This window comes from Psychrobacter sp. Ps6 (assembly GCF_022129235.1).
Taxonomy (GTDB): Bacteria; Pseudomonadota; Gammaproteobacteria; order Pseudomonadales; family Moraxellaceae; genus Psychrobacter.
The window spans coordinates 297,420-321,741 of sequence record NZ_JADQAI010000003.1; the positions used below are offsets into that span (position 1 = coordinate 297,420).

Below are 24,322 nucleotides of genomic sequence, written 5' to 3' on the forward strand. Positions count from 1 at the left end.
CGACACACTGCGACGTACTCAATGAGCGAGGCAATGGCAAAAGCTACATCCAGTTGGCTGTATTGTCTGGCGTTGCAGGGTGGTTCTCATACCAGTGTTTAGCAATCTCATCACGGCGGCATATCCACACGTCAGGCTTGTTGGTGATATAGTGCAAAAACTGTTTTAATGCCTTGATACGTCCTGCCCGTCCGATAATGCGACAATGTAAGCCAATGGTCAGCATTTTTGGGGTATGCTCGCCTTCTTCATATAAGGTGTCAAAGCTGTCTTTGAGATACTGATAAAATGGTTCAGCATGGGTAAACCCTGGACTAGAAGAAAAACGCATGTCATTGGTCTCTAAACTATAAGGGATGACCAAATGCGGCTTGCGTGTGATTGTATTGCCATCTTGGGCTTTGACATTGAGCCAGTAGGGCAGCTCATCGCCATATGAGTCGGAGTCATAGTGATAGCCACCTTGTTCGACGACCAGCTCGCGCGTATTCGGGCTATCGCGTCCCGTGTACCAACCGAGCGGCTGTTTGCCTAGCATGCGCTCAAATATGTTGGTTGCACGGCGAATGTGCTCGCGTTCCGTCTCGCGATACATATACTGATAAGTAATCCAGCGCAGGCCGTGACTGGCAATCTCATGACCGTCTTCTAATACGCGCTCGATAATGTGTGGCGTTTTTTCGGCAGCGGCAGCACAGGTAAAGGTGGTGATGGGCACACCGTACTCTTTAAAGACATCTAATACACGCCACACACCGACACGGCTACCGTATTCAAATGCTGACTCGATAGACTGATGACGATTGTTAAATTCGGGCGTACCCAAGATATCCGATAAAAAGCGCTCTGATTGTCCATCGCCGTGGATGACGCTGTTTTCTGCCCCTTCTTCGATGTTTAATACAAACTGTACGGCTATTTTTGCACCGCCCGGCCAATTGGCTTTTGGTGGGTTGTCAGCATAGCCTTTTAAGTCGCGAGGGTATGTATTTTGATCAAAATCACTGGTGATTTTTTTGCTCATTATTTATGTTCCTATATCTCGTGGAGCCTTAAATATTTATTTGAATATTGCTCGCCAAGGACAGTTATTTTCTAATCACAAACTACAGGGATGATGCGTATGCCACTAGCTGCTGACGCTCAGCATCGGTTAACTGAGTAATATTACCAAGTGGCATATAGCCAGTTTGTACCGCAGTAACAATTTTTGCTTTATGTATTTTTAGGTCTTCTGGTGTTTGCAAGATGATACCGGCTGGAGGCGCGGCAAAACCTTGCTGTGTGGGCTGCACCGCATGACAGGTGCTACAGCGCGTATGTACAACATCCATCATAGCGTCATCTGCTGACGCGCTCACGGGTACGGCTTCAGCAGTGGCAGTATCATTGTTGACACTGTTAGTAGCATTGCTATTAGAACTATTATTAGCATTATTAACGTTATCAGTATTTGTATTAGTAGTCGCGCTTGTAGCTGTTGGGGTGCTATTAGTTGTCGTAGGTGTTACTGCGGCAGTAGTAGGTATTGCAGGCGTTGGTTCAATCGGCTCAGGTCGCATCCAAATAATCAACAATACTGTCAATATGGCTGGAATAACCAAGTAGCGTGGTTTTTTATGCCCCAAATGTTTTTGGTTGAAATAATGACGAGCAGTAGCAGTGATCACGCCAACGAAGACCAATACCAACCAACCTTTTTCATGAGCATACATCATCGGATAGTGGTTGCTGATCATGGTAAAAATAAGCGGTAGGGTAAAGTAGTTATTCATCAGTGAGCGGTTTTTGGCTTGCAGTGCCAGTTCAGCCACTTCTTTGCCGGGTTTTTCGCCGCGGCGTACACAATCAACGAGTGCGCGCTGCGCTGGCATAATACCAAAGAACACGTTACCGACCATGACTGTGCCCAAAATCGCCCCGATATGGATGAACGAGGCGCGATCACTAAACAGTTGATAAGAGCCCCAGCTCGCGATGACCAATAAAATAAAAATCAGGGTGCTAAAAATAAAGGTATTTTTACCCAGATGACTGCGCACGATAACTTCATAAATAAAGTAACTACCAAATAAAAATAGCAAGCTTGTCGCAATGGCACCGATACTGGTAAAAGGCACTTTGCTTGGATCGATCAGGTAGGCAGTTGCATTGGCATAATAGACGATCGACATCATCGCCGCACCCGTCAGCCAAGTGGTATACGCTTCCCACTTAAACCAATGTAGCGTCTTTGGCATCTCCTCCGGTTCGAGTTTGTATTTGGCAATCTCATAAAACCCGCCGCCATGGACGGCCCAAAGATCACCCGAAATGCCTTTGTCTGCTTTCCACTGTGGCGGTTTGCGTAGGCTTAGATCTAACCACACAAAATAAAACGATGCACCAATCCATGCCACCCCTGCGATAACATGAAACCAGCGAAAAAATAAACTCAACCATTCAAGAAGGTAAGCGCCCATGTGGTAAGTGTCCTTTAATATGACAGTGTCTTAATAAAATATTTGTGAGCGGATAACGACGATTGCTCACGGTTTTTCGATAATAAGGTTCGGTTATGATCCGCGATAGGTACTATAACCATGCGCACTAAGCAAGAGCGGCACATGATAATGGCTGGCGTCTTTTATCACAAAGTCGATAACCACTTGCGGGTAAAATGCCGTCAGCTGCTGGGCATCAAAATAAGACTGAGTATCGAACGTCACCGTATAGCGCCCGATAGCGAGCTTACCTTCATTGTCATCAATGGCTGCATCAAACTGCCAAGCATCGGGTGTCACGCGGCCATCGTTATTGGTTGTGCCATGCGCTAGTAGTGTGGCGACACCGCTGTCTTGTATACGATGTAAGGTAACGGCGACATCAGCGGCAGGCGTGCCCAAATGAGTGTCTAAGATATGTGATGATAGAGTGGCAGACATAATGCTTCCTTTGTATTCAATAGAAACGTAAATAGGGTGGTAAGGCTAGCGCAGCTTATAATTAGGATGTTATATGAGCACTGATAATGCGGTGTATTGTTGATTAGCTATCAAATTGCTAATCAACAACTGGTTTAACTAGGCATTGCCTAATAGTTTCTTTAGACGTAAACGTGTGATTTTATTTTGCTCAGCGGCTGCATTAGCCAGTTCTGTCGCGCGATCATTTGGCAGGCGCGCTAATAGCAGATCCAGCATTTGCTGTGCGCTTTTACCCGTCGCAAAGACAATAAAAATAAAACCAAATTTATCAAGATAGTCTCGATTGCCTTTAGCGAGTGCTTCGAGTACGTCGTCTGCTGCATCGTTAGCACCAGACTGCTCATGTGCGGCGCTATCTTGTGTATTGCGATATTTCTCTTTTAAAGAAGCCACATTACCGATTTGCGGATGTCCATCGAACGCTTCTAGTAAGTTGGCCTCATTGGTTTGCACGTCATGCCAGATAGCATCGCTACTCGCTAAGAGCGCATCGAAATCTGCAAAAGGACGCGCATCGGCAAGCTTATTTGCCCAAACGCTACTGGTACAGCAGATTAAAAGCTGGGCAACCGCTACTTCTTGAGACAAATCATTAAATTGCGCTAAGGTTAAGCTCATGGTGATATCCTTTTTTTGTGATGTGACAGTCCATTATGTGTACTGGATAACTATTGTTTAATAAAGGTTTATACATGGTGGTTTTTTGCTTAAACTTAGCGATATCAATCGATACTTTTATGGTTCATTTTTTAGTTTTTCGACGTTTATATTTTTAGCTAGGTAAGTCCACAGGCCATATTTAAGTTGCTAGCTTTCTAATCATGATAAATTGACGATACAGAACGTATTTTTTGAGGAAATACTAGTAGTTGAGCCGCAAAATGACATGGCAGTATGGATTCGGTCGTAATATGTTTGATTTATAGCTACCATTCTGCTAAAACCTGACTAGTTGGTCAACTGTTTTATAAGAAATATTTTTATTCAGTGGTTAATAATGCGAAAATTTGTGCATTGATATATAAAAACATTCAAAAATATAGCGACTATTTTGTCGAACCAGCCACTTGGAGTGAGATACCATTGTTATGACTCAAGACAATCAGAAAGAGGATATTCTGACTACTGACGCGCCATCGCATCGTAGTCAACAAGTTACGCGCGCGCACAATCAAGCTCTGATACTGGCAGCCGCTGAAGAGGAGTTCGTGCTCCAAAGTTATCGCGGCGCTACGATGCAAGGCATCGCTGATCGAGCAGGACTGCCCAAAGCTAATGTTCACTATTATTTTAAAAATAAAAAAAACCTATATATGGCCGTGTTACGTTCAATTATTGAAGAATGGAATGACGGCTTGGTGACGATGACAGTGGACAGCGATCCAAAAACCGTCATCGAAAAATTTGTCCGTACCAAGCTACATCAAGCCTTTGTCAATCCAAGTCGCCATAAGTTGTTTGCCATTGAGGTTATTGGTGGTGCGCCTCACTTGCACGAATTTATGTCAACAACGATGAAAGATTGGGTAAATGATAAAGCGCAAGTCATGAAAGAGTGGCATAAGCAAGGCAAGATTGGAATTACTGATCCCCTGCAACTACTAATTTTGATATGGGCGACGACCCAGCGTTATGCTGAATTTGAGATTGAAATTGTTGGCTTGATGGACAAAACAGCTTATGACGCAGAAGATGAAGCGCGCGCAGCAGACTTTCTAGTACCTTTTATTTTACGAGGCTGTGGACTTGAATGATTATATATAGTCAAGTAATGGCGATTAAGCGATTACAGCGGACGAGGTGCATAAATAAATTTTATGGCACCTCGTTTTACTTTGAGACAGGACTAAATATTCAAATTTATGCCACTTTTTGCGCTGGTTTTAAGCCATCTTCCACATGTTGTTCAGCCGTATCAAATTCCACACCGTAGTTTTTTGGTAGGATCATATCAAGCGTGATTGCCACAATACCGGACATCGTCACCGCTGAGCCAAAGATGTTTTGAAAAAACTGCGGCGTCTGAGAGAGTACGTCAGGAACGAATGCAATACCTGTTGCTAGACCTAGTGATGTGGCGATAATCAAGACATTACGATGGGTAAAATCCACGGTGGATAGTATACGAATACCCGCAGTTGCGACAGTGGCAAACATCAGTAGCGTAACCCCGCCTACGACAGGCTTGGGCAGCTGTGTAAAAATCGCGCCAAGGATAGGAAATAAACCCATCAGGCACAAGATACCCCCAACATAAAAACCAACATAGCGACTGGCAATACCCGTCATTTGAATCACGCCGTTGTTTTGGCTAAAGGTTGTCACAGGAAAAGTATTAAATACCGCCGCAATCAGAGAGTTGACACCATCACCCAACACACCCCCTTTGATGCGCTTCTCATAGAGAGGTCCTTTGATTGGCTCACCTGAAATCATTGAGGTAGCGGTCAAGTCACCCGAGGTCTCAATACTGGTAATAATGTACATAAAGGCAATAGGAATAAAAGCCTGCCAATCAAAACCAAAACCATATTTGAAGGGAATGGGAACGGTGAAAAACGCCGCTTCAGACACCAATGAAAAATCAATGCGTCCCATAAATATGGCAGCGAGTAGGCCTAGCATCAGACCGATAAAGATAGCACTTGAGCGAATAACCTTATTGTTAATAATGCTAATGAGCACCACACTGACCAGTACGCCACCACCTAAGAGTAGGTTTGGAATACTACCGAAATCCTCAGCACCAAACCCACCTGCCAAATCAGTGAGACCTACCTTAGTTAGGGATAAACCAATCGTAACAATCACACAGCCAGTAACAATAGGGCTCATAAATGATTTGAGTTTGGTGATAAATTGACTCAAAAATATCTCAACAAATGCACCGAGAAATGAGACGCCAAAGATAACGGATAAAATCTCCTCAGGACTACCGCCGCGGTTTTTTACTACAAATCCTGCTGTCAATACTGCCGCCAAAAAACCAAAACTGGTGCCTTGTAATGCCATAAGGCCAGAGCCGATTGGCCCTACTTTTCGAGTTTGAATAAAAGTCGCTACCCCAGATACGATCAAGGACATGCTAAGAAGATAAGGGATATGTTCCCCTAGGCCTAAAGTGCCACCTATGATTAATGAGGGGGTAATAATACCAACGAAAGCAGCAAGTACGTGCTGTATGGCACCTAAAAATGCTTTGAGAGGGGTGGGGCGGTCATGAAGTCTATACAGTAAATCGGTATTTGCTGGAACGTTTTCACTCATGGTGGTTTCCTCCTAGAATAACTGCTTAGCACCCAATTAACTGTAGCCATCAGACAACGTAACAAATCATTAGATAAACATTAAAACCCAATCTTTGATCTGTTTTTTATCGATTCAAATAATAGGGGTAAGTTCCCGACCTTAAAATAGCCAATGATGGTAGTTAATATTTGTTGGCTATTATTGGAATAACCTGACCAATTAGTCAGACCTATTTAGGATATAGGTAAAAGGAAAGTTAATGCAATGTTTTTTTTGGTACTAACGGGTTTACAAGTTTGTTACTAATAAAAAATAAAAATGAGTTCGAATGAATAGTACCTAAGAAGAGTACCTAAGACGGCGTGCAGGTTTTACGAACAATAAGCTTTATTACTTTTCTTCTAGCAACTCATACAAAAGAGCCTCAATCATATTCATTATGATTGAGGCTCTCTTGTATGCGTAAATTCTAACGTTGTGACTCAGTTGCCTAAGCTGCCTAAGTTGCCTAAATTACTTTGGACTTGATGACCACACGGGTGAGCGGATGATGCCTTGTCCTGATTTACCGAACGCTTCGCCACCATTCAATGATTTAATCGTTAGTACGCCTTTGCCGCCTTGGGTTGACGCATAGACCACGCGCTTGCCATTGGGCGAGAAGCTTGGGGCTTCATCGATACCCGTATTGCCAAGGTTGGCAGTCACCGCACCATTACTATTCATAATAGCGGCTGAGCGTCCACTTAAAAAGGCGATTTGTGTTCCGTCACTACTGAACTGCGGGCTAGTCGCATAGCCACCATTTGATACTTTGGTTGTGCGTCCTGAGCCAAATTCATAACGATAGACTTGTGGTTTGTTAAAGCCAGTTTTGTCACTGACAAATACAAATGACTTGCCATCAGGGGCGTAGCTTGGTTGCACTTCACTACTTGGCAAATTAGTGAGTCGTCTAGGAGTGCCGCCGCTTGCGCTCATCTCATAGATATCGGCACTGCCCTCAAAGCTACTAGAGAATAGTATCTTGCTACCATCAGGAGAGAAAGACGGACTCATGTTACTACCAGCGAAAGGCGTGAGCGCACTTGCGCCGCCGCCACTGACGTTTTGAATGTAGATGACGGGATATGATTTTTCGCGTTGTACCGAGTAGGCTATGCGATTGCCATCAGGTGACCATGCTGGTGAGAAAATAGACCCTGCTACCTCAGTGATGGTTTTGGCATTTTCGCCATCAGCATCCATCACTTTTAGACGAGAGATTTTTTGTTTGCCAGTCCCTGTTTCTTCTATATAAGCAATACGCCCTGAAAAATCCCCTGGAATGCCCGTAATCAGCTCATAGACTTTATCTGCGATGACGTGACCAGCGTAGCGCATGCTTTCTCTGTTATTGTCAGCGGTTAGGCTTTGCTTACCCTCTATCACGCGACCAGATTTGATATCGATGACCTCGTAATCGGTGACGATTTTGCCGCGATTGGTGCGAGTGCTGCCGACGACCAAATAAGGTATGCCCATGCTCTGCCATACTGGTAGTGTGCCTGCCAGCTCGCTACTGCTGCGTGGCTGCTGTGGTAGGTTTTGGCTGGTTACTTTTAGTTCTGTATTACTCAAATCATTTAAAATAATAGGGGACAAAACAGAGTCGCCTGCGAATGGTACAAACGCGACTTGGTTTTGTTGGACAGGAATCTCATAGTCCAATTCCAATACGACAGGGGCTGCGAGCACGCTTTGCGAGATAAGTAATGCTGAACTACCCGCAAGTAAAGAGGCTAGTAGTTTTTTATGAGTATACATGGGTCAATGGCGCTCCTAAAATTAATATGATAGTCATTTTTATAGTCGATGAGGCAAGTGTTTAGATGAAAAAACGATGCGATAAAAGCCGCTCAACATCACGTTATCAATAATACAAGACGCTAGCAACTGATTAATTGCTACCTTTAAACTGTATGGTAAAGGTAGGATATTTAGGGTCATCAGCATCGATTGGTAGGCTACCTGTGTTAAGCACTGCTTGTTTGGCAGCTTCATTGACGACGCTATCAGGACCAGATGCGCTAACATTGACCACGTCACCATTGGTATTGACGGTGATGGTTAAGGTGGCACGCTGGGTAGAGCCTTTCGCTGCGGTAGGCGGCGTATAGTTGCGCTTGATTAGATTGATGATTTCACTATTGCTGGCTCCGCGACTACCACTTGAGGCAGAGCGACTACTACCTTTAGAGGTACTAGAGGTTGAGGTGTCGCCGGAGATGGTTGATTGACCATCTGAGAGATTAAAGGTTCGTCCTGCATTGCCAGAGCCATCGGTATCAATCTGTATATTACGATCGTTAGCCGTGGGTCGTCTGATCTTGGGTGGGTTATTTTGCTTTTGACGAAAATCTCCAAGCCGTTTTTGCTCTTCGATCATCTGCTCTCTTTTGTCTTGCTCTACTTGATCAAGCTCCTCTATCGCGGATTCGTCTAGCTGCGCTGCCCACTCAGCCATTCTGCGCTCATACTCTTGGTTTTGCTCGCGCAAGCGTTGATGTTGCTCTTCGCTCATAAGCATAGGCTGACCGGCAGGCTCGTCAGATCGCGTAAACACAGGGACACGCTGGGAGTTCGGCTGACTTGGATTTTGAGTGCTTGAGCTACTACTGCTTGAGGTTTCTTGTTGAGCGCTACTGGCTGATTCGCTGGTGCTGCTATCCATTTGCATGGCGCTAGCTGCTGCACGATTGGCCAATATCTGCCCTTGCATTTCAGCGAGCTGCTCAGGAGATACCATGACCGTCTCGATACTACCAGCAGTCTCAACCTCAGTGGTTTGATAGTTATAAACCAGTATGCCGATTATAAGACCATGTGCTAGCAAACTGAGTAATGTAGGCAGTGTTAGCCCGTTACCTTCAGGTTCGATGGGGACATAGACGGCAGGCGCATTATGCATGGTATGGATACTCATGAACGTGGTTTATCGGATTGGCTGCTATGATGTGACATGCCTATATAGAAGGTATGACTATTGAAGCGATGGCGTCGGTAGAGGCGCACCAGTCAATAACCCTACTTTTTCAATACCTGCCTGCTGCAAAGTTGCCATGAGCGTCATGATAGCGCCATATTGGTTATTTTGATCAGCATTAATCATCACTTGTAATGGCTCAGTGTTGGTATTACCGCTCTGAGATTGTAAGTTTGACAAAGTGTTAATTAGCTCAGGCTCACTAATAGGCAAATCGATGTTGTTTTCATAACTGATAAAAATCTCGCCACTGTCAGTCAATGAGACAATAACGGGCAACTGGCTCTGACTCATGGTGTTGGTTTGCTCTTTTGGCAAATCAACATCGACACCCGTAATGAGCATGGGTGCGGTCACCATAAATATCACCAATAGCACCAGCATAACGTCGATGTAAGGAACGACGTTCATCTCTGCATTCAGCGCTTTTTTCTCACGGCGATAGGGGTTTGGTTTCATAGCCCATTCACCTGAGTGGCACTCACGTGGGTCTCTCTAGTAACGGGATTTTGTACACTGGTCTCGCGCTGTAGCATGCCTGTCATCTCGTCACAGAACAATGCTCGTGAATCATAAAGACGGCTCGATTTTGCCGTAAAATGATTGTATGCCAATACAGCAGGAATAGCGGCGAACAAGCCCATTGCCGTCGCAATCAGCGCCTCAGCAATACCAGGCGCGACAGAGGCTAGGGTGGCTTGCTCGGTTTGCGACAGTCCCAAAAACGCATTCATGATGCCCCAAACTGTTCCAAACAGTCCGATATAAGGAGCTACCGAGCCGACACTTGCTAGCGTCGTCAGTCCTGACTCGAGTAATTGCTGCTGACGGCCCAAGCCGACGCGCAGTTTACGCTCGACACCGTCGATGATGTCATCCTTAGGTTGACGCTTTTTATGCATTCTTAGATATTCTGAAAAACCCACATAAAAAATCTGCTCAAGTCCTTGGCGATCAGGTGAGCCTTGTACGCCTTGATACAGCTTTGCTAAATCTTCGCCCGACCAAAACCAAGTCTCAAATTGTTGATCAAAGTTTTTGGCCGTACCGAGTCGCGCACTCATACGGAAAATAATAACCCAACTGAACAAAGAAGCTAACAGCAATAACGCCATCACAATCTGTACCAATAGACTGGCTTGGGTAATAAGATCAATAATATTTAATGATTCAGGCATGTAATGGACTCACGAATAATTGACAACAGCTGGTTTAAATAAAGATATCCAAACCAAACGAACCCTAAAAATAATAAGCATACTTTATCGTTGAATCTTAAGCGCAGTAAAGATCTCGGCAATCTAGTTTAGTAAGAGACTATTTGAGACCACGCTCAACCACTGAGACATCAACATAATAGCCTGTTAGTTTACTTCTAAATGAAAGAAACGTCATTATTAATGTGTTAACCAAGTGAAAAGTGCGAAATATCAAATATTAAGTATCTTAACGTTATGATGGTAACTCACTGTCTTATTATTAATATGCACAAATGGTTTGATCTAGAGGATATAAGAAAATTCAAATTTGTATAGTCTTTTCGTCGTTATAAAAGTGATGTTTTTAATTGCTTTTTTATACGAGTTAGACATTATCAGCGATTGAGTTTGTAAGATAACTCGTCTAATATGTTACGCTTTGTTACTACATTATTCTTACTGCGGCATTGCTATTCTTGCTGAGGTTATGTTTGATTTTAGGTAGTGGTGACTTTTTATTATCCAGTCGGGGGCGACACTTATGAATGCAATTGAACGCTATTTTGGGATTAATGGTGACAATACCACAATCAAAACAGAAATCGTCGCTGGTATAACCACGTTTTTAACGATGGCTTATATCATCTTTGTTAACCCTAATGTCTTAGCCGATGCGGGTATGGACAAAGGGGCTGTATTTGTTGCAACTTGTTTGGCCGCAGCGGTAGGTTGTTTTATCATGGGTATTTATGCCCGACTACCAGTAGCGTTAGCGCCAGGCATGGGACTTAATGCCTTCTTTACGTATGGCGTGGTTCTAGGTATGGGCTATGCATGGCAAACCGCGCTGGGTGCGGTGTTCTTGTCAGGTTGTATCTTTGTACTATTAAGTCTATTTAAAATTCGTGAAGCGATCATTAATGCGATTCCAAACTCTCTCAAAAACGGCGTGGTCGCTGGTATTGGTGCATTCTTGGCTTTTATTGCTTTGCAGAGTGCAGGTATCATCGTCAATCATGATGCGACCTTGGTTGCCCTTGGTGATATGACGTCATTTGGCCCTGTATTGGCTTCATTAGGTTTTGTCGTTATTATCGGTCTGTCTTATAAAAGAGTCCCAGGCGCGGTAACCATTGGTATTTTACTGGTTGCTCTGATTAGCTTGCTAATGGGCTATACACAGTTTACCGGTATCATATCGGCACCACCTTCAATCGCGCCGACACTGATGCAGCTCGATATCGCGGGCGCATTTGATGTTGGTATGATCAGTGTGATTTTCGCTTTCTTATTTGTGGATCTATTTGATACTGCAGGCACGCTCATTGCGACCACTAGCCAAGCCAAGTTGACTGACAAAGATGGCAATATCCCAAATATGGGCAAGGCGCTATTAGCAGACTCAACAGCGACAGTCGCAGGCTCTTTACTTGGTACTTCATCGACAACCAGTTATATTGAAAGTATCTCTGGCATTGCCTCAGGTGGCCGTACAGGATTGATGGCAGTCACTGTTGGTGTGTTATTTTTACTAAGTATTTTCTTTTCTCCATTAGCCGGTATGATCCCAGCATACGCGACGGCCGGTGCCATATTTTATGTTGCCGTACTGATGATGGGCACCTTAAAAGACATCGACTGGAGCGACTTAACAGAAGCGGCGCCTGTTGTGGTTGTATTGCTGTTCACACCGCTAACATACTCTATCGCTGATGGCATTGCGCTTGGTTTTATCACCTTTACCGCGGTCAAAGCAATCGCTGGCAAGTTCGCTGACATCAGCATCGCTGTATGGCTTTTGACTCTTGTGCTATTGGTTAAAATTATCTTCTTATAAGGCGTATTGCGCTAGGTATGAGACCTAACAATAAAACCCTCTTTATCACTTAGTGGTAAAGAGGGTTTTTATCATTTGGAGACAGTACTTAGCTTACTGGTGAGCCGAAAATTTGTGCGATTGGAGCCCAAAATATTGATAATAATTAATCAGTAATAGTAAACTAAAAAATATAACCAAAGCGTCATGACTGATAAAGTGACTGTAAGTCTTTGTTATTTAAAGGCAAATTAATTTATAAAAATAAAAAAAATCGTTAGTTTGAATTTTTTTTTCATGATATTATAGCCGAGTTAAGCGCATCACCTCAATCAACGCCGTAGAGGTTTTTCTTACAGTGAATTTGCACATTTAAGATGGTATGTTTGGGCTTGCTCAAGTGATTTTTTGTCACTTCATTCAAGCGATATTTGTCCATCACACTCCTTTCACTACTAACAAGAAGAAGGCACTAATGCCGCTTAATTTTTCGTTGTTGCCTTTGTATTGTTAACGTAGCCCGTTTAACAGTTGAACGACCTACTTAACCATCTCCAGCATGTGCTGGATTTTCTAGTTTTGTGATGGCGCCGTTTGGTCTTTTGATTATTGCTGTGAATATCCGTCAATAACCTCTATTTTGATAGCGGTTACGAGCAGTTATGCAGGACGATCAGACTTCCTAAAGCACCATTTATTATGGTTTTTAAACGATAGTTATGGAGTTGTTATGAACCCAGTAGACCAGTTTACCCCGCAAGAGCCGATTTTGTTCAATCCTGTTGATATGCTGTCGCCAGAGTATCTTGCCCAGCCAATAGAAGAGCTATATAAGCGTATTTCACCATTATATAGTGTTGATGAACAGCGTTGGTTGTCTGATTTATTGCCACTTGCCAAGCCTAGTACCCAAGAGCGTGATGCTGCCGCTGAGCAGACTCGCAAGCTGGTTGAGCATGTGCGTAACGATGGCAAAGCCGTCAAGATGGTTGACTCATTATTGCTTGAGTATAGCCTTGATACCCAAGAAGGTATCTTGCTCATGAGCTTGGCAGAAGCGTTGATTCGAGTGCCGGATAACTATACGGCTGATGCATTGATTCATGACAAAATGAGTGTGGCTGATTGGAAAAAGCACATCAAAAATGACAATGGTTTCATGGTCAATGCCTCTACTTGGGGCATGATGATGACAGGCCGTGTCGTCAGTATTGATAGCAGCACCACTGCATCAGGTTTCTTGGATCGCATGACCAAAAAGATGGGTGAACCTGTCATTCGTAGTGCCATGCAAAAAGCCATGCGTATCATGGGTCATCAGTTTGTATTGGGCGAAACCATCGAAGACGCCAATAAAAACAGCCAGCCATATCGTAATAAAGGTTATACCTATTCATTCGATATGCTAGGTGAAGCGGCTATCACGCATAGAGATGCTGAAAAATACTTCAATGACTACTTGCATGCAATCAAAGCGACGGCCAACGTCAAAGTCAAAGAAGGTATGCCTAAGCCGTCAGTATCTATTAAATTGTCTGCGCTGCATCCTCGCTATGAAGCGACACAAGAAGCTCAGGTCATGGGTCTATTGCGTCAACGCTGCTTGCTCCTTATTGAAGCGGCACGCGAAGTCAATGTTGATCTTAGTATTGATGCCGAAGAAGCGGATCGTCTTGAGATTTCTTTAAAACTGTTTGAGTCTCTGTACCGTGATAACTCAACAGCTGGTTGGGATGGCCTAGGTATTGTTGTACAGGGTTATTCTAAACGTGCTATCGCTGTATTGGCTTGGCTTGCCCGTTTGTCTTCTGAAGTAGGCGATCGCATTCCAGTACGTCTCGTAAAAGGCGCTTATTGGGATACTGAGATCAAACTTGCTCAGCAAAAAGGTCTATCAGGCTATCCAGTGTGGACACGCAAAGAAGGTACAGATACCGCATATCTTGCCAGTGCGCGTTTCTTATTATCAGACCATCTGCGCGGCCTTATCTGGCCACAGTTTGCGACGCATAATGCTCATACACTATCTTCCATCATGACCATGAGCACCCATAAAGAGTTTGAGTTCCAGCGTTTGCACGGTATGGGTGATGCGCTTTATGATCATATCTTGCAATCTTATGAGATTCCTGTACGTATTTATGCACCAGTTGGCGCGCACAAAGACTTGCTACCATATTTGGTACGTCGTTTGTTAGAGAACGGTGCCAACAGCTCGTTTGTCCATCAGTTATTAGACAAGTCTTATCCGATTGAAAAACTAACTGTGCATCCATATGACAAGCTACTTGCTAACCCAACCTTGCACAACTCAGATATCCCGCTACCACTAGAGATTTATGGTTCGCGACGTGCAAGTTTTGGCCCTAACATATTTGTAGAGTCACAGTGGTTACCGTTTAAAGCAGCTATTGATAGCCATCTCAATAAAAAATGGTCAGCGACACCTATCATCAACGGCCAAGCAGTAAATGAATATGAAGTAGATGGTGTCACCCATCAGCTTGACGCTCAGCCTGTACTTGCGCCTTGGAATCATGACGTAAGCGCTGGTGAAGTCAAATATGCCAACGCAGAACTGGCTCGTCAAGCGATTGATGTCGCTGTCGCTGGTCAAAGTACGTGGCAAAGCGTGACAGTGGTCAAACGTGCAGCAATCTTGCGTAAGACGGCTGAACTATTTGAAGAAAACTACGCTGAGCTGATGGCACTATGCCAAGTCGAAGCAGGCAAGACTATGCAAGACAGTATCGATGAAATCAAAGAAGCTGTTGATTTCTGTCGTTTTTACGCTGATGAAGCAGAGCGCCTAGACGATGTCGTGCATGAGTTTACAGATTTGTCTGGTAAGCAATCTCGTCAAGTTTATAAACCACGTGGCACCTTTGTGTGTATTAGCCCATGGAACTTCCCATTGGCTATCTACACAGGTCAAATCGTGGCGGCACTAGCAGCAGGTAATACGGTAGTTGCTAAGCCTGCTGAACAAACCAGCTTGATTGCTCATTTTGGTGCGCAACTCATGTATCAAGCGGGTGTACCAGCAGAAGCACTACAATTGGTGACAGGTGCTGGTGACGTAGGCGGAGCACTAACGGCTGCTGACAACATAGCAGGTGTGATATTTACTGGCTCAACCCAAACTGCTCAGCGTATCAATCAAAGCTTGAATGATCATGCACAAGCGAGTGGCGAGCTGCCTGTATTTATCGCTGAGACTGGCGGTCAGAACGCGATGATTGTTGATTCAACAGCACTGCCAGAGCAAGTCGTTAAAGACGCTGTGCTATCTGCATTTGGTTCAGCAGGTCAGCGTTGTTCAGCTTGCCGTATACTATGTGTACAAGAAGAGATGGCTGATGATTTAATCGAGCTATTGCAAGGTAATATGGCTGAGCTTTCTGTTGGTAACCCGCTATACGCTGCTACAGATGTAGGTCCAGTCATTGATGCTGATGCCAAAAATGGTCTTGAGGCGCATATCGCTCGTATGGACGCTGAGCCTACGGCGACTATTTTGGCCCAAACCCCAATGAGTGCCAGCTCGGTTGTCAGCCAAGAGAAGTCTACCTTTGTATTGCCAACAGCGATTGAAGTACAAAGCATAGACGTTATTGGTGGTGAACATTTTGGCCCAATTCTACATGTATTGCGCTATAAAGCACGTGATCTGAATAAGCTTATTGATTCTATCAACAATACAGGCTTTGGTTTGACTATGGGCATCCATAGCCGTATCGAAAAAACTGTTGAGCATATCGAGCGCCGTGCTTTTGTAGGCAACACTTATATCAACCGTAACCAAATCGGCGCGGTCGTAAACGTCCAGCCATTCGGTGGTTGTGGTCTGTCTGGTACTGGTCCTAAAGCTGGTGGTCCGCACTATGTTGCGCGTCTGATGCAGCTTAGCTCAGAATCAAATGGTAGCAAACAAACAACCACTCAAACAGAACTCGCATAAGGAGTAGCAACATGGCGACTGAATTCAAAAAAAATCATGCCCAGGTTTGTGAATCTTGGCGACTACTTGGCGCGGTCAATCGCGCAACGTACCTAGAGGCGGCAATTCCAAAGTTGTCTCTATTGACTGGTGATGCTAATAAAGCAAAGCGTTTGTTCAATCATCTATTGAGCGCGGCTCCTAGTTTGGATGAGACGCACCGTATGACTGGCGCAACTGGTGAGTCAAATGACTTATATGTGACAGGACGTGGTAAGACGATGGTCATTGGTGAAGAGTCTGCCAGAGCAATGGCAGTGCTAGGGCAGCTGATAGCCGCATTACTGACTGGTAATGAAGTCATATTGCATTGTCCAAGCCAAGATGAGATGTGCAATGAAGCTGCCAAGATATTGTACGACACAGGTATTAGCGAAGATGTATTGAGCGTGGCCAATGACTCGCAAACTATCACGCTTTTGTATATCGACCGCCTAGCCCAAGTAGCCGTTTCTGGTAATCACAGCGAAATACAAGCCATCAGTCAAGAGCTTGCTAAGACAGACGGTATATTGACGCAAGTGATTAGCGTCACTGATATGGAAGGCTTATCAGAAATGTTGACACCTGATTATCTGCATCGCTTTGTCACTGAGCGTGTTAAGACTATTAACACCACAGCAATCGGCGGTAACGCGAGCTTGCTTGAGCTTGGTACAGAGTAATAGTATTAACGACCAACCCGCTTAGTGTTTATACTGGTTTTAATGAATACTAAGCGGTGTTTGATACATCATTATGAGTATTGAACGAGTAATTGTATAATATGTATAAGAAAAAACCGCTATCTGAGCAATTGTCAGATAGCGGTTTTTTTATTTGCGTGATTTAACTGAAAACAATTACGCGGTCTTATTCAGCCATTTCAATCCATACCCAACCGTTCTCTAACCATTCGCTCAAATCGTCTGCATCGACATCCTTCACATCATGATGGTGTAATGGCTCTCCATCAGCCAAACGTACCAACACTGCTATTGCTGCATCATCAAGTCCATCGAGACGCTGACCATTAGCATATAGCACGATGCCATCATTGGTCTGTCTATAGAGTAGGCGATTGCTATAATCTGCTTGCAATGTAGCACCCTCAGACAATGCCTGTACGAGCGCTTCAGTATCCAGCGTTTCTTCTGGCATGAGCGCATCATATTGGCGTTTACCAACCACTTCAGAGACAGCTTGGCGAATCATATCATCACCGCGCTCAGATTGTAGCATCTCTAGTAATTGCGCTTTGATCGCAGCGACGCTGTCTGCTTGCAGTTCACCTGACGCTTGTAGTGCTTGCGGTAATAGCATCGGGATAAATAGCTTGCTGTCGTTGGTCGCAATATCGGCCACACTATCGATGATTTGCATCAGGTTTGGACGACGACAGCCAAAAGAGAAAGTGAGACAGTCATCTTGTGCCACCCCGAAATGTGATAATTTAGGCGGTACATAAAGGACATCACCCGCTTCTAATATTTCATCGAAGATAAGCTTGCCCATGTCGTCAAACAAGCGTAAAGGCTCATCAGCAACAAACTCTGTCTGCTCATCGCAAAACTTGCCGAGCTGCCAGCGCCGTGAACCATAACCTTGTGCCAAAAATACATCGTAGTCGTCATAATGCTTACCGACCGACCCACCTGCTGGAGCGTAGGAAACCATGATGTCATCGCGCTGCCATTGCGGAATAAAGTCAAACGCTTGCCACAACTGACCGAGCTCTGGCGACCACTGTTCTAGATTTTGTACCAGTACAGTCCATTGTTCTGGCAGGTTGTCAAAGTCAGTTTCATTTAGCGGACTTTTCTTGAGTTGCCACTGCGCTTGACCTTCTTTTTTATTGGCTGCTTGGGTTAGCAAGCGTGCGCTAGCATCTTCCTCAAGGGCAAGACCAATCATGTCATCTGGCTCAAACATGTCGATCAGCTGCGGTAAGCCTTGCTTGATAAGTAGGGGTTTCTTTTGCCAGTATTCGGCCAAAAACTGTTCAGGCGTGATAGAGTCGGGTAGACAAAGAGGAATAGAAGTCATGGGTAAATCCATATGAGATTGATAGTAAGAGATGCTTTATGGAAAGGTTTTAATCGTTTATGATGATCACCTATCTGATGGCTATCATCAGAGCAGCCACTGAATCGTAGGAAAGTTATGAGAAAATTACATTTTATCGTCATTATCGCAAGTATGTTTATGCTACAGGCCTGTGTCCATAAGATTGTCACCGTACCTGCCAAAATCGCTTATAAAACCACCAAAGGCGTGGTCAAAGGAACCGTTGCTGTCGGTAAAGCCATTATACCGGGCGACAGTGACGATGATAAAAAAGACGATTAATCACTTAATTAGATACGACTTGGTTTTGACGAGTTTCAAATAGCATAATACCTGCCGTAATTAGCCCACCGAGTAATGCTAAAGCCATATCTTTGTGGGCGTCCCATACATCACCCTGCTGACCATTATAAGCTTCGGCAGCTTCTGGTGATAACGTCATTGCAATGCTCCATTCGAGTAATTCGTAGAGCAGACTTGATGACATATTAATCATGAGAGCAAGTGCGATGAGTAGTTTGACAGATTGAATGTTAAAGATAGTCTTTGAGATATCTGCCATCGCATTGAACAGTAAAACCCCGTAGCTAAAATGGACAAGACGATCGTACATATTGCGCTGCCAGCCAAATAACTCATCTAAACGTATACTGAATAGTTGCTGTGTCCAGTCATTGTAGGGCACGTAAGAGTATAGATAACGCGCACCAATAATATGAATGAGTAAAAATAGTGACGCGAGCACATAGGAGCGTGAGCTAACATAGCGATAGCAATAAGCACCTAGCATTAATGCCAAGAAAAGTAGTGTACCGAGCTGATGAAATAAGTAGCTCGACCACTCTAGAGGCTCAATGCTTGCCAGTACCATGACGACAAATACCGCAATCGTACTAGCAAGCACAGACTTATTATCCTGACGCATATTGGTCGCAGATCGCTATTAAAGCCCGACAGTTATAGTTTGGCAATCCATTCTTTAATAGCGCGTGCTTGTTCAGCGGCATTACCGATATAAGTAGCAGGCGTCAATGCACGTAGGCGTTCTTTATCCGCATCGCTAACAGCCGACAGCTCATCACTTTCGACAAACGTCAGCATGGCTTCACGAGTCATGGCATTACCGCGAGTCAAGGCTTTTAGTTTCTCATACGGGTTTTCAACACGGTAGCGACGCATGACCGTTTGAATTGGCTCTGCCAACACTTCTTGCGCTTGATTCAAGTCATCATTTAAACGCTGTGCATTTAGCTCAAGTTTACCAACACCTTTTAAACAAGCATCAAACGCAATCATGCTCTGTGCTAGACCAACACCGATATTACGCAACACCGTTGAGTCCGATAGGTCACGCTGCATGCGTGAAATCGGTAGTTTCTCACCCAGATGTGCCAGCATAGCATTGGCAACACCCAAATTACCTTCAGAGTTTTCAAAATCAATTGGGTTGACTTTGTGCGGCATGGTAGAAGAACCTACTTCACCATCTTTTAGACGTTGTTTGAAATAGCCTAAGCTAATATATTGCCAAATATCACGGTTGAAATCGATCAAGATTGTATTGAAGCGCTTAACGGCATCAAACAATTCAGCGATATAGTCGTGTGGCTCGATTTGAGTCGTATAAGGGTTAAATGTTAGCTCTAGACGCTGATTGATAAACGCTTCAGCATGGCTCTGCCAGTCGACATCAGGATACGCTGAAAAATGCGCATTATAGTTACCGACTGCGCCGTTGATTTTACCTAATAGCTCTACTTGATTAATTTGCTTGATTTGACGGGCTAGGCGATAGGCCACGTTTGCCATTTCTTTACCAAGTGTCGTTGGACTGGCTGTCTGACCATGAGTGCGTGATAGCATTGGCTGATCAGCATGAGCAATAGATAGGTCAACGATGCTATCAGTCACTTGCTGCATTTTGGTAACGACTAGCTCGCGGCTGTCTTTGAGCATCAATGCATATGATAGGTTATTGATGTCTTCACTGGTACAAGCAAAGTGAATGAACTCAAGTGAGTCAATCAAGGCATCCTGACCACGGAACTTGTCTTTGATAAAGTACTCAACCGCTTTTACATCATGATTGGTCGTCGCTTCGATGTCTTTGATAGCTTGAGCATCTGCTTCGCTAAAGTCATCGACGATTGCATTCAAAAAAGCGTTGGTCTGGTCATCAAATGCTGCTAATTCACCAATTGCGCTGTTGTCAGCCAAAGACTGCAACCAGCGAATCTCTACCGTAACGCGGGCTTTGATTAGACCAAATTCAGACAAATAAGGACGTAAGCTGTCAGCCTTTGATGCGTAACGACCATCAATTGGAGAGAGAGCGGTAAGTGGGGTCATGGTTATGCCTCAGTAGTTATGAAATAAAAAACTGCAAGAGTCTGGATAAAAAATTACCATATAAAAAACGACGTCGAAATCGTTGCGCGTAATATAGCAGAAATATGATATTAAAAAAGCGGTCTATGCAAATAAAGCGATGTTGACGCTCATTAAAATCAATCTATTCACTGCATCAACATCTGTGCTTTAGGTTGTAGTCTTAGGAAGCAATTAAAATCCGCAAGGTGCATCGATAGATTCAATCACGCCGCCGCCTAAACATACTTCATCGATATAAAATACCGCTGACTGACCAGGGGTGACGGCGCGCTGTGGCTCATCAAATACCACGCGCACTTCGCTGCCATCAGTATTGGTCGCAAATACGCGACACGCTTGGTCTGGCTGGCGATAGCGAGACTTCTCCATACAAGCTAGACCTTCGTCGCTAAACACATCCGCAGGCGGTAAACCATCAATCCAGTCGAGCTTATAGGCTTTTAGCTCGTTGCTCATTAGCATTGAATGTTCATGCCCTTGACCGACGATTAAACGATTTTTCTCTAAATCTTTTGCCAATACAAACCATGGTTCTTCAGGACGGTCTTTAACGCCGCCAATACCGATGCCGCCGCGTTGACCCAATGTGTAATACATGAGACCGTCATGAGTGCCGATGACTTTATTATCATCAGTAAGTATCTCGCCTTTTTGGGCAGGCAGATATTGTTGTAAGAAGTCTTTAAAGCGGCGCTCACCAATAAAGCAAATACCTGTAGAGTCTTTCTTTTTAGCCGTCGCTAAGTCATGCTCTTCAGCGATCTGACGTACCACTGGCTTTTCAAGCTCACCAACTGGGAATAGCGTTTTAGCGATTTTGTCACCGCCAACCGCATGCAAGAAATAGCTTTGATCTTTATTATTATCAAGACCGCGCAATAACTGTGCAACCTCGTCACCTTCGGCATTGGTATAATTCACACTGCGGCGCGTGTAGTGACCGGTCGCGATATAATCTGCACCAAGCGTCAACGCATAGTCCAAAAACGCCTTAAACTTAATTTCTTTGTTGCACAAGATATCAGGGTTTGGGGTGCGGCCTGCTTTATATTCCGCCAAAAAGTGCTCGAATACGCGATCCCAGTATTCCATAGCAAAGTTGGCCGTGTGCAGCTTCATACCGATTTTGTCACATACGGCTTGCGCGTCTGCTAGATCATCCATCGCCGTACAGTATTCGGTGCCGTCATCTTCTTCCCAATTCTTCATAAACAAGCCTTCGACCTTGAAGCCTGCCTGCTGAAGTAATACGGCTGATACAGAAGAATCGACCCCACCTGACATACCGACAATCACATGCTTGGTGCTAGGATTTTCGACATCAGCAAGTGTTAAAGGGCGATGAGCATTAAAAGACTCAGAAACGGTTGTGCTTGAGGTATTTTGTATGGCTGACATAAAACGGCTCAACTATTTATACGTTATCCAAAGTACATGCCGACGCCAAGCGTTATGCAATCGCTACAATACGTAGTCTCAGCACAACAACGTCAGCTTGTCTTTTAGATCTGGTATTATGATAAAATAAACGTCATATTATACCAGTTAATTGAAACTGGTGGCGACCGATGGTGTCTGGCTACTAGTAAAACCACTTTGAAAATTCAGATAGTGGTTTTGAATTATTTTAATCACCTTCAACTCATCTTGGAATAATAATGATAAAAATTGGTCAAGGTATCGATGTTCATGCTTTTCATAATAATGGTCAGCAGCAACAATACGTCATTCTAGCGGGCGTGCCTATTGAGCATACTCATAGTTTGCTCGCACACTCTGATGGGGATGTGGTCTTGCACGCACTTGCTGATGCGCTACTTGGTGCATTGGCGCTTGGTGATATCGGGCAGCATTTTCCCGATACCGATGCGGCACATGCTGGATTAGATTCACGAGTATTGCTACGTTATGTCTATAGTAAAGTGCAAGAGGCTGGTTATAGCCTAGGCAACGCTGATATTACGGTGATGTGCGAGCGTCCAAAGTTGGCGCCGCATAACCCAGCAATGCGTGCCAATATCGCTAGTGACCTGCAAACGGATATTAGCAATATCAGTGTAAAAGCCACCACGACTGAAAAATTGGGATTTACGGGTCGTCAAGAGGGCATCATGGCCAATGCCGTGGTATTATTAGTCCCTAATGCTATCGAACCTGTATAGATCGAAATTCGTGCTTGTAATACAGTGGCAGTCGCCCCATGTATCAGCCACGTCTTTACACAATTATTTTTATATAAATAATCATTTCAATGAACCGCTTTATCAATAGGAGCTTTTATGAGTGAGCAAACCCCAAATACTGCTGCAAACGACGTTGAACAATTGATCCGTGATCAAATCCGTGACAATAAAGTTATTATCTACATGAAAGGCACACCGCAATTTCCACAGTGTGGTTTTTCAGCGCGCTCTATCGAAGTGTTGACTCAGATTGGTCGTCCATTTGCGTTTGTGAACATTTTAGAGAACCCGGAAATCCGTGCAACGTTGCCAAAAATTGCGAACTGGCCAACTTTCCCGCAATTATGGATTGATGGCGAGTTGATGGGTGGATCAGACATCATCCTGCAAATGTATCAATCAGGCGAGCTAAAGCCATTGGTTGAAGCAAACAGCCCTGCTGCTTAGTACTTAAAAGTGTGAATTGGATGTCTTTGATGTCTAATTAGCCTTTGTAAGATATGAGTACAGCAAACCCAGATAGTCATTTAATGGCTATTTGGGTTTTTTTATTGTCGCTATTAGTTTTGTTAGTAGCGTATCTATTTCTTCTTGTCCCTACTAGTATTTCCATGCGCCTATGACATTAGGCTTCGTTGTTTTTATAGGATTTACCCCCATATAGTGTCAAAGATGTCAGCGATATAAATAATAATTATCAGATAAGTAAGAGAGCTTTATGAATAACCAAACCAGTGAACAGTTAAATGAGCAGAGAGAAGCGGCTGAGCAGGCAGCGATTGAAAAGCGTCGTGAGCGTTTAAAAAACGAATCTACGCGGATCATTGAGATTGCTAATAATGAGTCAAACTCAGCACTGAAGTGTATTCATCAGCTTAGTGTGGCGGGCGGTGCAACTGAAGCGACCTATATTGCTATTGAACAGCGCATTGTTATGGACCAAGATCCAGCAGGTGCTTATCACTTGGCATTGTTGGCTCAAAACACGCCAGATTTGCCAATCGATGCCCGTCAGCTTATCGAATTGGTAGTCAACAAGGGTGATAACCATCAGCGTTTAGCATTGCTCAAAAACTTACCATTACCGCCAGTTGAGCTTATCAAAGCGCAGATTTTGGCGAGTGATGATGGTGAGGCGATCGGTCAAATGAACGCTTATCTACAGATCAATCCAGAAGGGTATGGTAGCCATCATATGCTGTCTAGCGGTCAATCGGATCAGATCGTACCCTTGAGCCGTGGAAACAGTAATAACTAAAATATTATTACAAACTCAAAAGCTAACCACTAAAGTGATGATGGCATAAATATCTTTGCGCTTAATTATAATAGTTTTTGTCCTAGCGTTTTTTAAGCTTAAAAAAATTGTTATAATGACAGGTTATTCAACCAATTATGAACGACTTATCTGAGTCGTTATCTTTTTTATAAATACGACTGACGTTTA

Annotated in this window: 21 protein-coding genes; 8 read left to right on the forward strand and 13 right to left on the reverse strand. The window is 44.1% G+C overall.

Translation table 11 applies throughout. The annotated features are described in order from the left end of the window. Positions 1–43: 43 nt before the first annotated feature. From puuE to uraD, 4 genes are all read right to left on the reverse strand, one after another. Positions 44–1,024 carry an allantoinase PuuE gene (puuE, locus tag I3255_RS05495; protein WP_238037650.1) on the reverse strand — a complete coding sequence of 327 codons (981 nt, stop codon included), beginning with the start codon at positions 1,022–1,024 and terminating at the stop codon, positions 44–46. A gap of 82 nt (positions 1,025–1,106) precedes the next feature. After that, positions 1,107–2,462 (reverse strand): urate hydroxylase PuuD, encoded by a 1,356-nt coding sequence (locus I3255_RS05500; protein WP_238037653.1) that lies wholly within the window; start codon positions 2,460–2,462, stop codon positions 1,107–1,109. 93 nt (positions 2,463–2,555) lie between these two features. Further along, positions 2,556–2,924: a hydroxyisourate hydrolase gene (gene uraH / locus I3255_RS05505; protein ID WP_238037656.1), complete on the reverse strand. Its 369-nt coding sequence runs from the start codon at positions 2,922–2,924 to the stop codon at positions 2,556–2,558. Positions 2,925–3,062: 138 nt separating this feature from the next. Continuing rightward, complete coding sequence (uraD, locus tag I3255_RS05510; RefSeq protein ID WP_238037658.1) at positions 3,063–3,584, reverse strand: 2-oxo-4-hydroxy-4-carboxy-5-ureidoimidazoline decarboxylase; 522 nt, start codon at positions 3,582–3,584, stop codon at positions 3,063–3,065. Between the two features lie 470 nt (positions 3,585–4,054). Here uraD and I3255_RS05515 point away from each other — a divergent pair, with 470 nt between their 5' ends. After that, positions 4,055–4,720 carry a TetR/AcrR family transcriptional regulator gene (locus tag I3255_RS05515; RefSeq protein WP_071001416.1) on the forward strand — a complete coding sequence of 222 codons (666 nt, stop codon included), beginning with the start codon at positions 4,055–4,057 and terminating at the stop codon, positions 4,718–4,720. Between the two features lie 106 nt (positions 4,721–4,826). Here the strand turns inward: I3255_RS05515 and I3255_RS05520 are convergent, their stop codons facing one another. From I3255_RS05520 to tolQ, 5 genes are all read right to left on the reverse strand, one after another. Continuing rightward, positions 4,827–6,233 (reverse strand): nucleobase:cation symporter-2 family protein, encoded by a 1,407-nt coding sequence (locus tag I3255_RS05520; protein ID WP_238037660.1) that lies wholly within the window; start codon positions 6,231–6,233, stop codon positions 4,827–4,829. 495 nt (positions 6,234–6,728) lie between these two features. Beyond that, complete coding sequence (locus tag I3255_RS05525) at positions 6,729–8,021, reverse strand: translocation protein TolB (RefSeq protein WP_238037662.1); 1,293 nt, start codon at positions 8,019–8,021, stop codon at positions 6,729–6,731. A 133-nt stretch (positions 8,022–8,154) separates the two neighbouring features. Then, the gene (locus tag I3255_RS05530; RefSeq protein WP_238037663.1) at positions 8,155–9,180 is read right to left on the reverse strand and encodes a cell envelope integrity protein TolA; all 1,026 of its coding nucleotides are present in this window, start codon (positions 9,178–9,180) and stop codon (positions 8,155–8,157) included. A gap of 57 nt (positions 9,181–9,237) precedes the next feature. Next, positions 9,238–9,699: a protein TolR gene (tolR, locus tag I3255_RS05535; RefSeq protein WP_201600556.1), complete on the reverse strand. Its 462-nt coding sequence runs from the start codon at positions 9,697–9,699 to the stop codon at positions 9,238–9,240. Further along, positions 9,696–10,418, reverse strand: a complete 723-nt coding sequence (gene tolQ / locus I3255_RS05540) for a protein TolQ (protein WP_238037665.1) — start codon at positions 10,416–10,418, stop codon at positions 9,696–9,698. The genes tolR and tolQ overlap by 4 nt, the downstream gene beginning before the upstream one ends. Positions 10,419–10,980: 562 nt before the next feature. Here tolQ and I3255_RS05545 point away from each other — a divergent pair. The 3 genes from I3255_RS05545 (at position 10,981) to I3255_RS05555 (ending at position 16,920) form a co-directional block, all read left to right on the forward strand. Continuing rightward, a complete protein-coding gene (locus I3255_RS05545) occupies positions 10,981–12,276 on the forward strand; it encodes an NCS2 family permease (protein WP_238037667.1) in 1,296 nt (431 codons plus the stop codon). A 709-nt stretch (positions 12,277–12,985) separates the two neighbouring features. Beyond that, on the forward strand, positions 12,986–16,216 hold the full coding sequence (putA, locus tag I3255_RS05550) for a bifunctional proline dehydrogenase/L-glutamate gamma-semialdehyde dehydrogenase PutA (RefSeq protein ID WP_238037669.1): 3,231 nt from the start codon (positions 12,986–12,988) through the stop codon (positions 16,214–16,216). An 11-nt stretch (positions 16,217–16,227) separates the two neighbouring features. Beyond that, positions 16,228–16,920 carry a 1-pyrroline-5-carboxylate dehydrogenase gene (locus tag I3255_RS05555; RefSeq protein ID WP_238037671.1) on the forward strand — a complete coding sequence of 231 codons (693 nt, stop codon included), beginning with the start codon at positions 16,228–16,230 and terminating at the stop codon, positions 16,918–16,920. Between the two features lie 187 nt (positions 16,921–17,107). Here the strand turns inward: I3255_RS05555 and I3255_RS05560 are convergent, their stop codons facing one another. Continuing rightward, complete coding sequence (locus I3255_RS05560) at positions 17,108–18,280, reverse strand: cupin domain-containing protein (protein ID WP_238037673.1); 1,173 nt, start codon at positions 18,278–18,280, stop codon at positions 17,108–17,110. Positions 18,281–18,397: 117 nt separating this feature from the next. Here I3255_RS05560 and I3255_RS05565 point away from each other — a divergent pair, with 117 nt between their 5' ends. Continuing rightward, positions 18,398–18,583 carry an NF038104 family lipoprotein gene (locus tag I3255_RS05565; RefSeq protein WP_238037675.1) on the forward strand — a complete coding sequence of 62 codons (186 nt, stop codon included), beginning with the start codon at positions 18,398–18,400 and terminating at the stop codon, positions 18,581–18,583. A gap of 4 nt (positions 18,584–18,587) precedes the next feature. On the opposite strand, the gene I3255_RS05570 is transcribed toward I3255_RS05565, so the two are convergent. The 3 genes from I3255_RS05570 to mnmA form a co-directional block, all read right to left on the reverse strand. Next, positions 18,588–19,226 carry a DUF2238 domain-containing protein gene (locus I3255_RS05570; protein ID WP_238037677.1) on the reverse strand — a complete coding sequence of 213 codons (639 nt, stop codon included), beginning with the start codon at positions 19,224–19,226 and terminating at the stop codon, positions 18,588–18,590. Positions 19,227–19,258: 32 nt separating this feature from the next. Then, positions 19,259–20,650: an adenylosuccinate lyase gene (gene purB, locus I3255_RS05575; protein ID WP_238037679.1), complete on the reverse strand. Its 1,392-nt coding sequence runs from the start codon at positions 20,648–20,650 to the stop codon at positions 19,259–19,261. 213 nt (positions 20,651–20,863) lie between these two features. Continuing rightward, the gene (gene mnmA / locus I3255_RS05580; RefSeq protein ID WP_269117272.1) at positions 20,864–22,090 is read right to left on the reverse strand and encodes a tRNA 2-thiouridine(34) synthase MnmA; all 1,227 of its coding nucleotides are present in this window, start codon (positions 22,088–22,090) and stop codon (positions 20,864–20,866) included. Positions 22,091–22,350: 260 nt separating this feature from the next. Here mnmA and ispF point away from each other — a divergent pair, with 260 nt between their 5' ends. From ispF to I3255_RS05595, 3 genes are all read left to right on the forward strand, one after another. Then, the gene (gene ispF / locus I3255_RS05585; RefSeq protein WP_238037682.1) at positions 22,351–22,854 is read left to right on the forward strand and encodes a 2-C-methyl-D-erythritol 2,4-cyclodiphosphate synthase; all 504 of its coding nucleotides are present in this window, start codon (positions 22,351–22,353) and stop codon (positions 22,852–22,854) included. Positions 22,855–22,971: 117 nt separating this feature from the next. Next, the gene (grxD, locus tag I3255_RS05590; protein ID WP_057759647.1) at positions 22,972–23,322 is read left to right on the forward strand and encodes a Grx4 family monothiol glutaredoxin; all 351 of its coding nucleotides are present in this window, start codon (positions 22,972–22,974) and stop codon (positions 23,320–23,322) included. 271 nt (positions 23,323–23,593) lie between these two features. Next, positions 23,594–24,133 carry a hypothetical protein gene (locus I3255_RS05595; RefSeq protein WP_238037684.1) on the forward strand — a complete coding sequence of 180 codons (540 nt, stop codon included), beginning with the start codon at positions 23,594–23,596 and terminating at the stop codon, positions 24,131–24,133. Positions 24,134–24,322 lie beyond the last annotated feature (189 nt).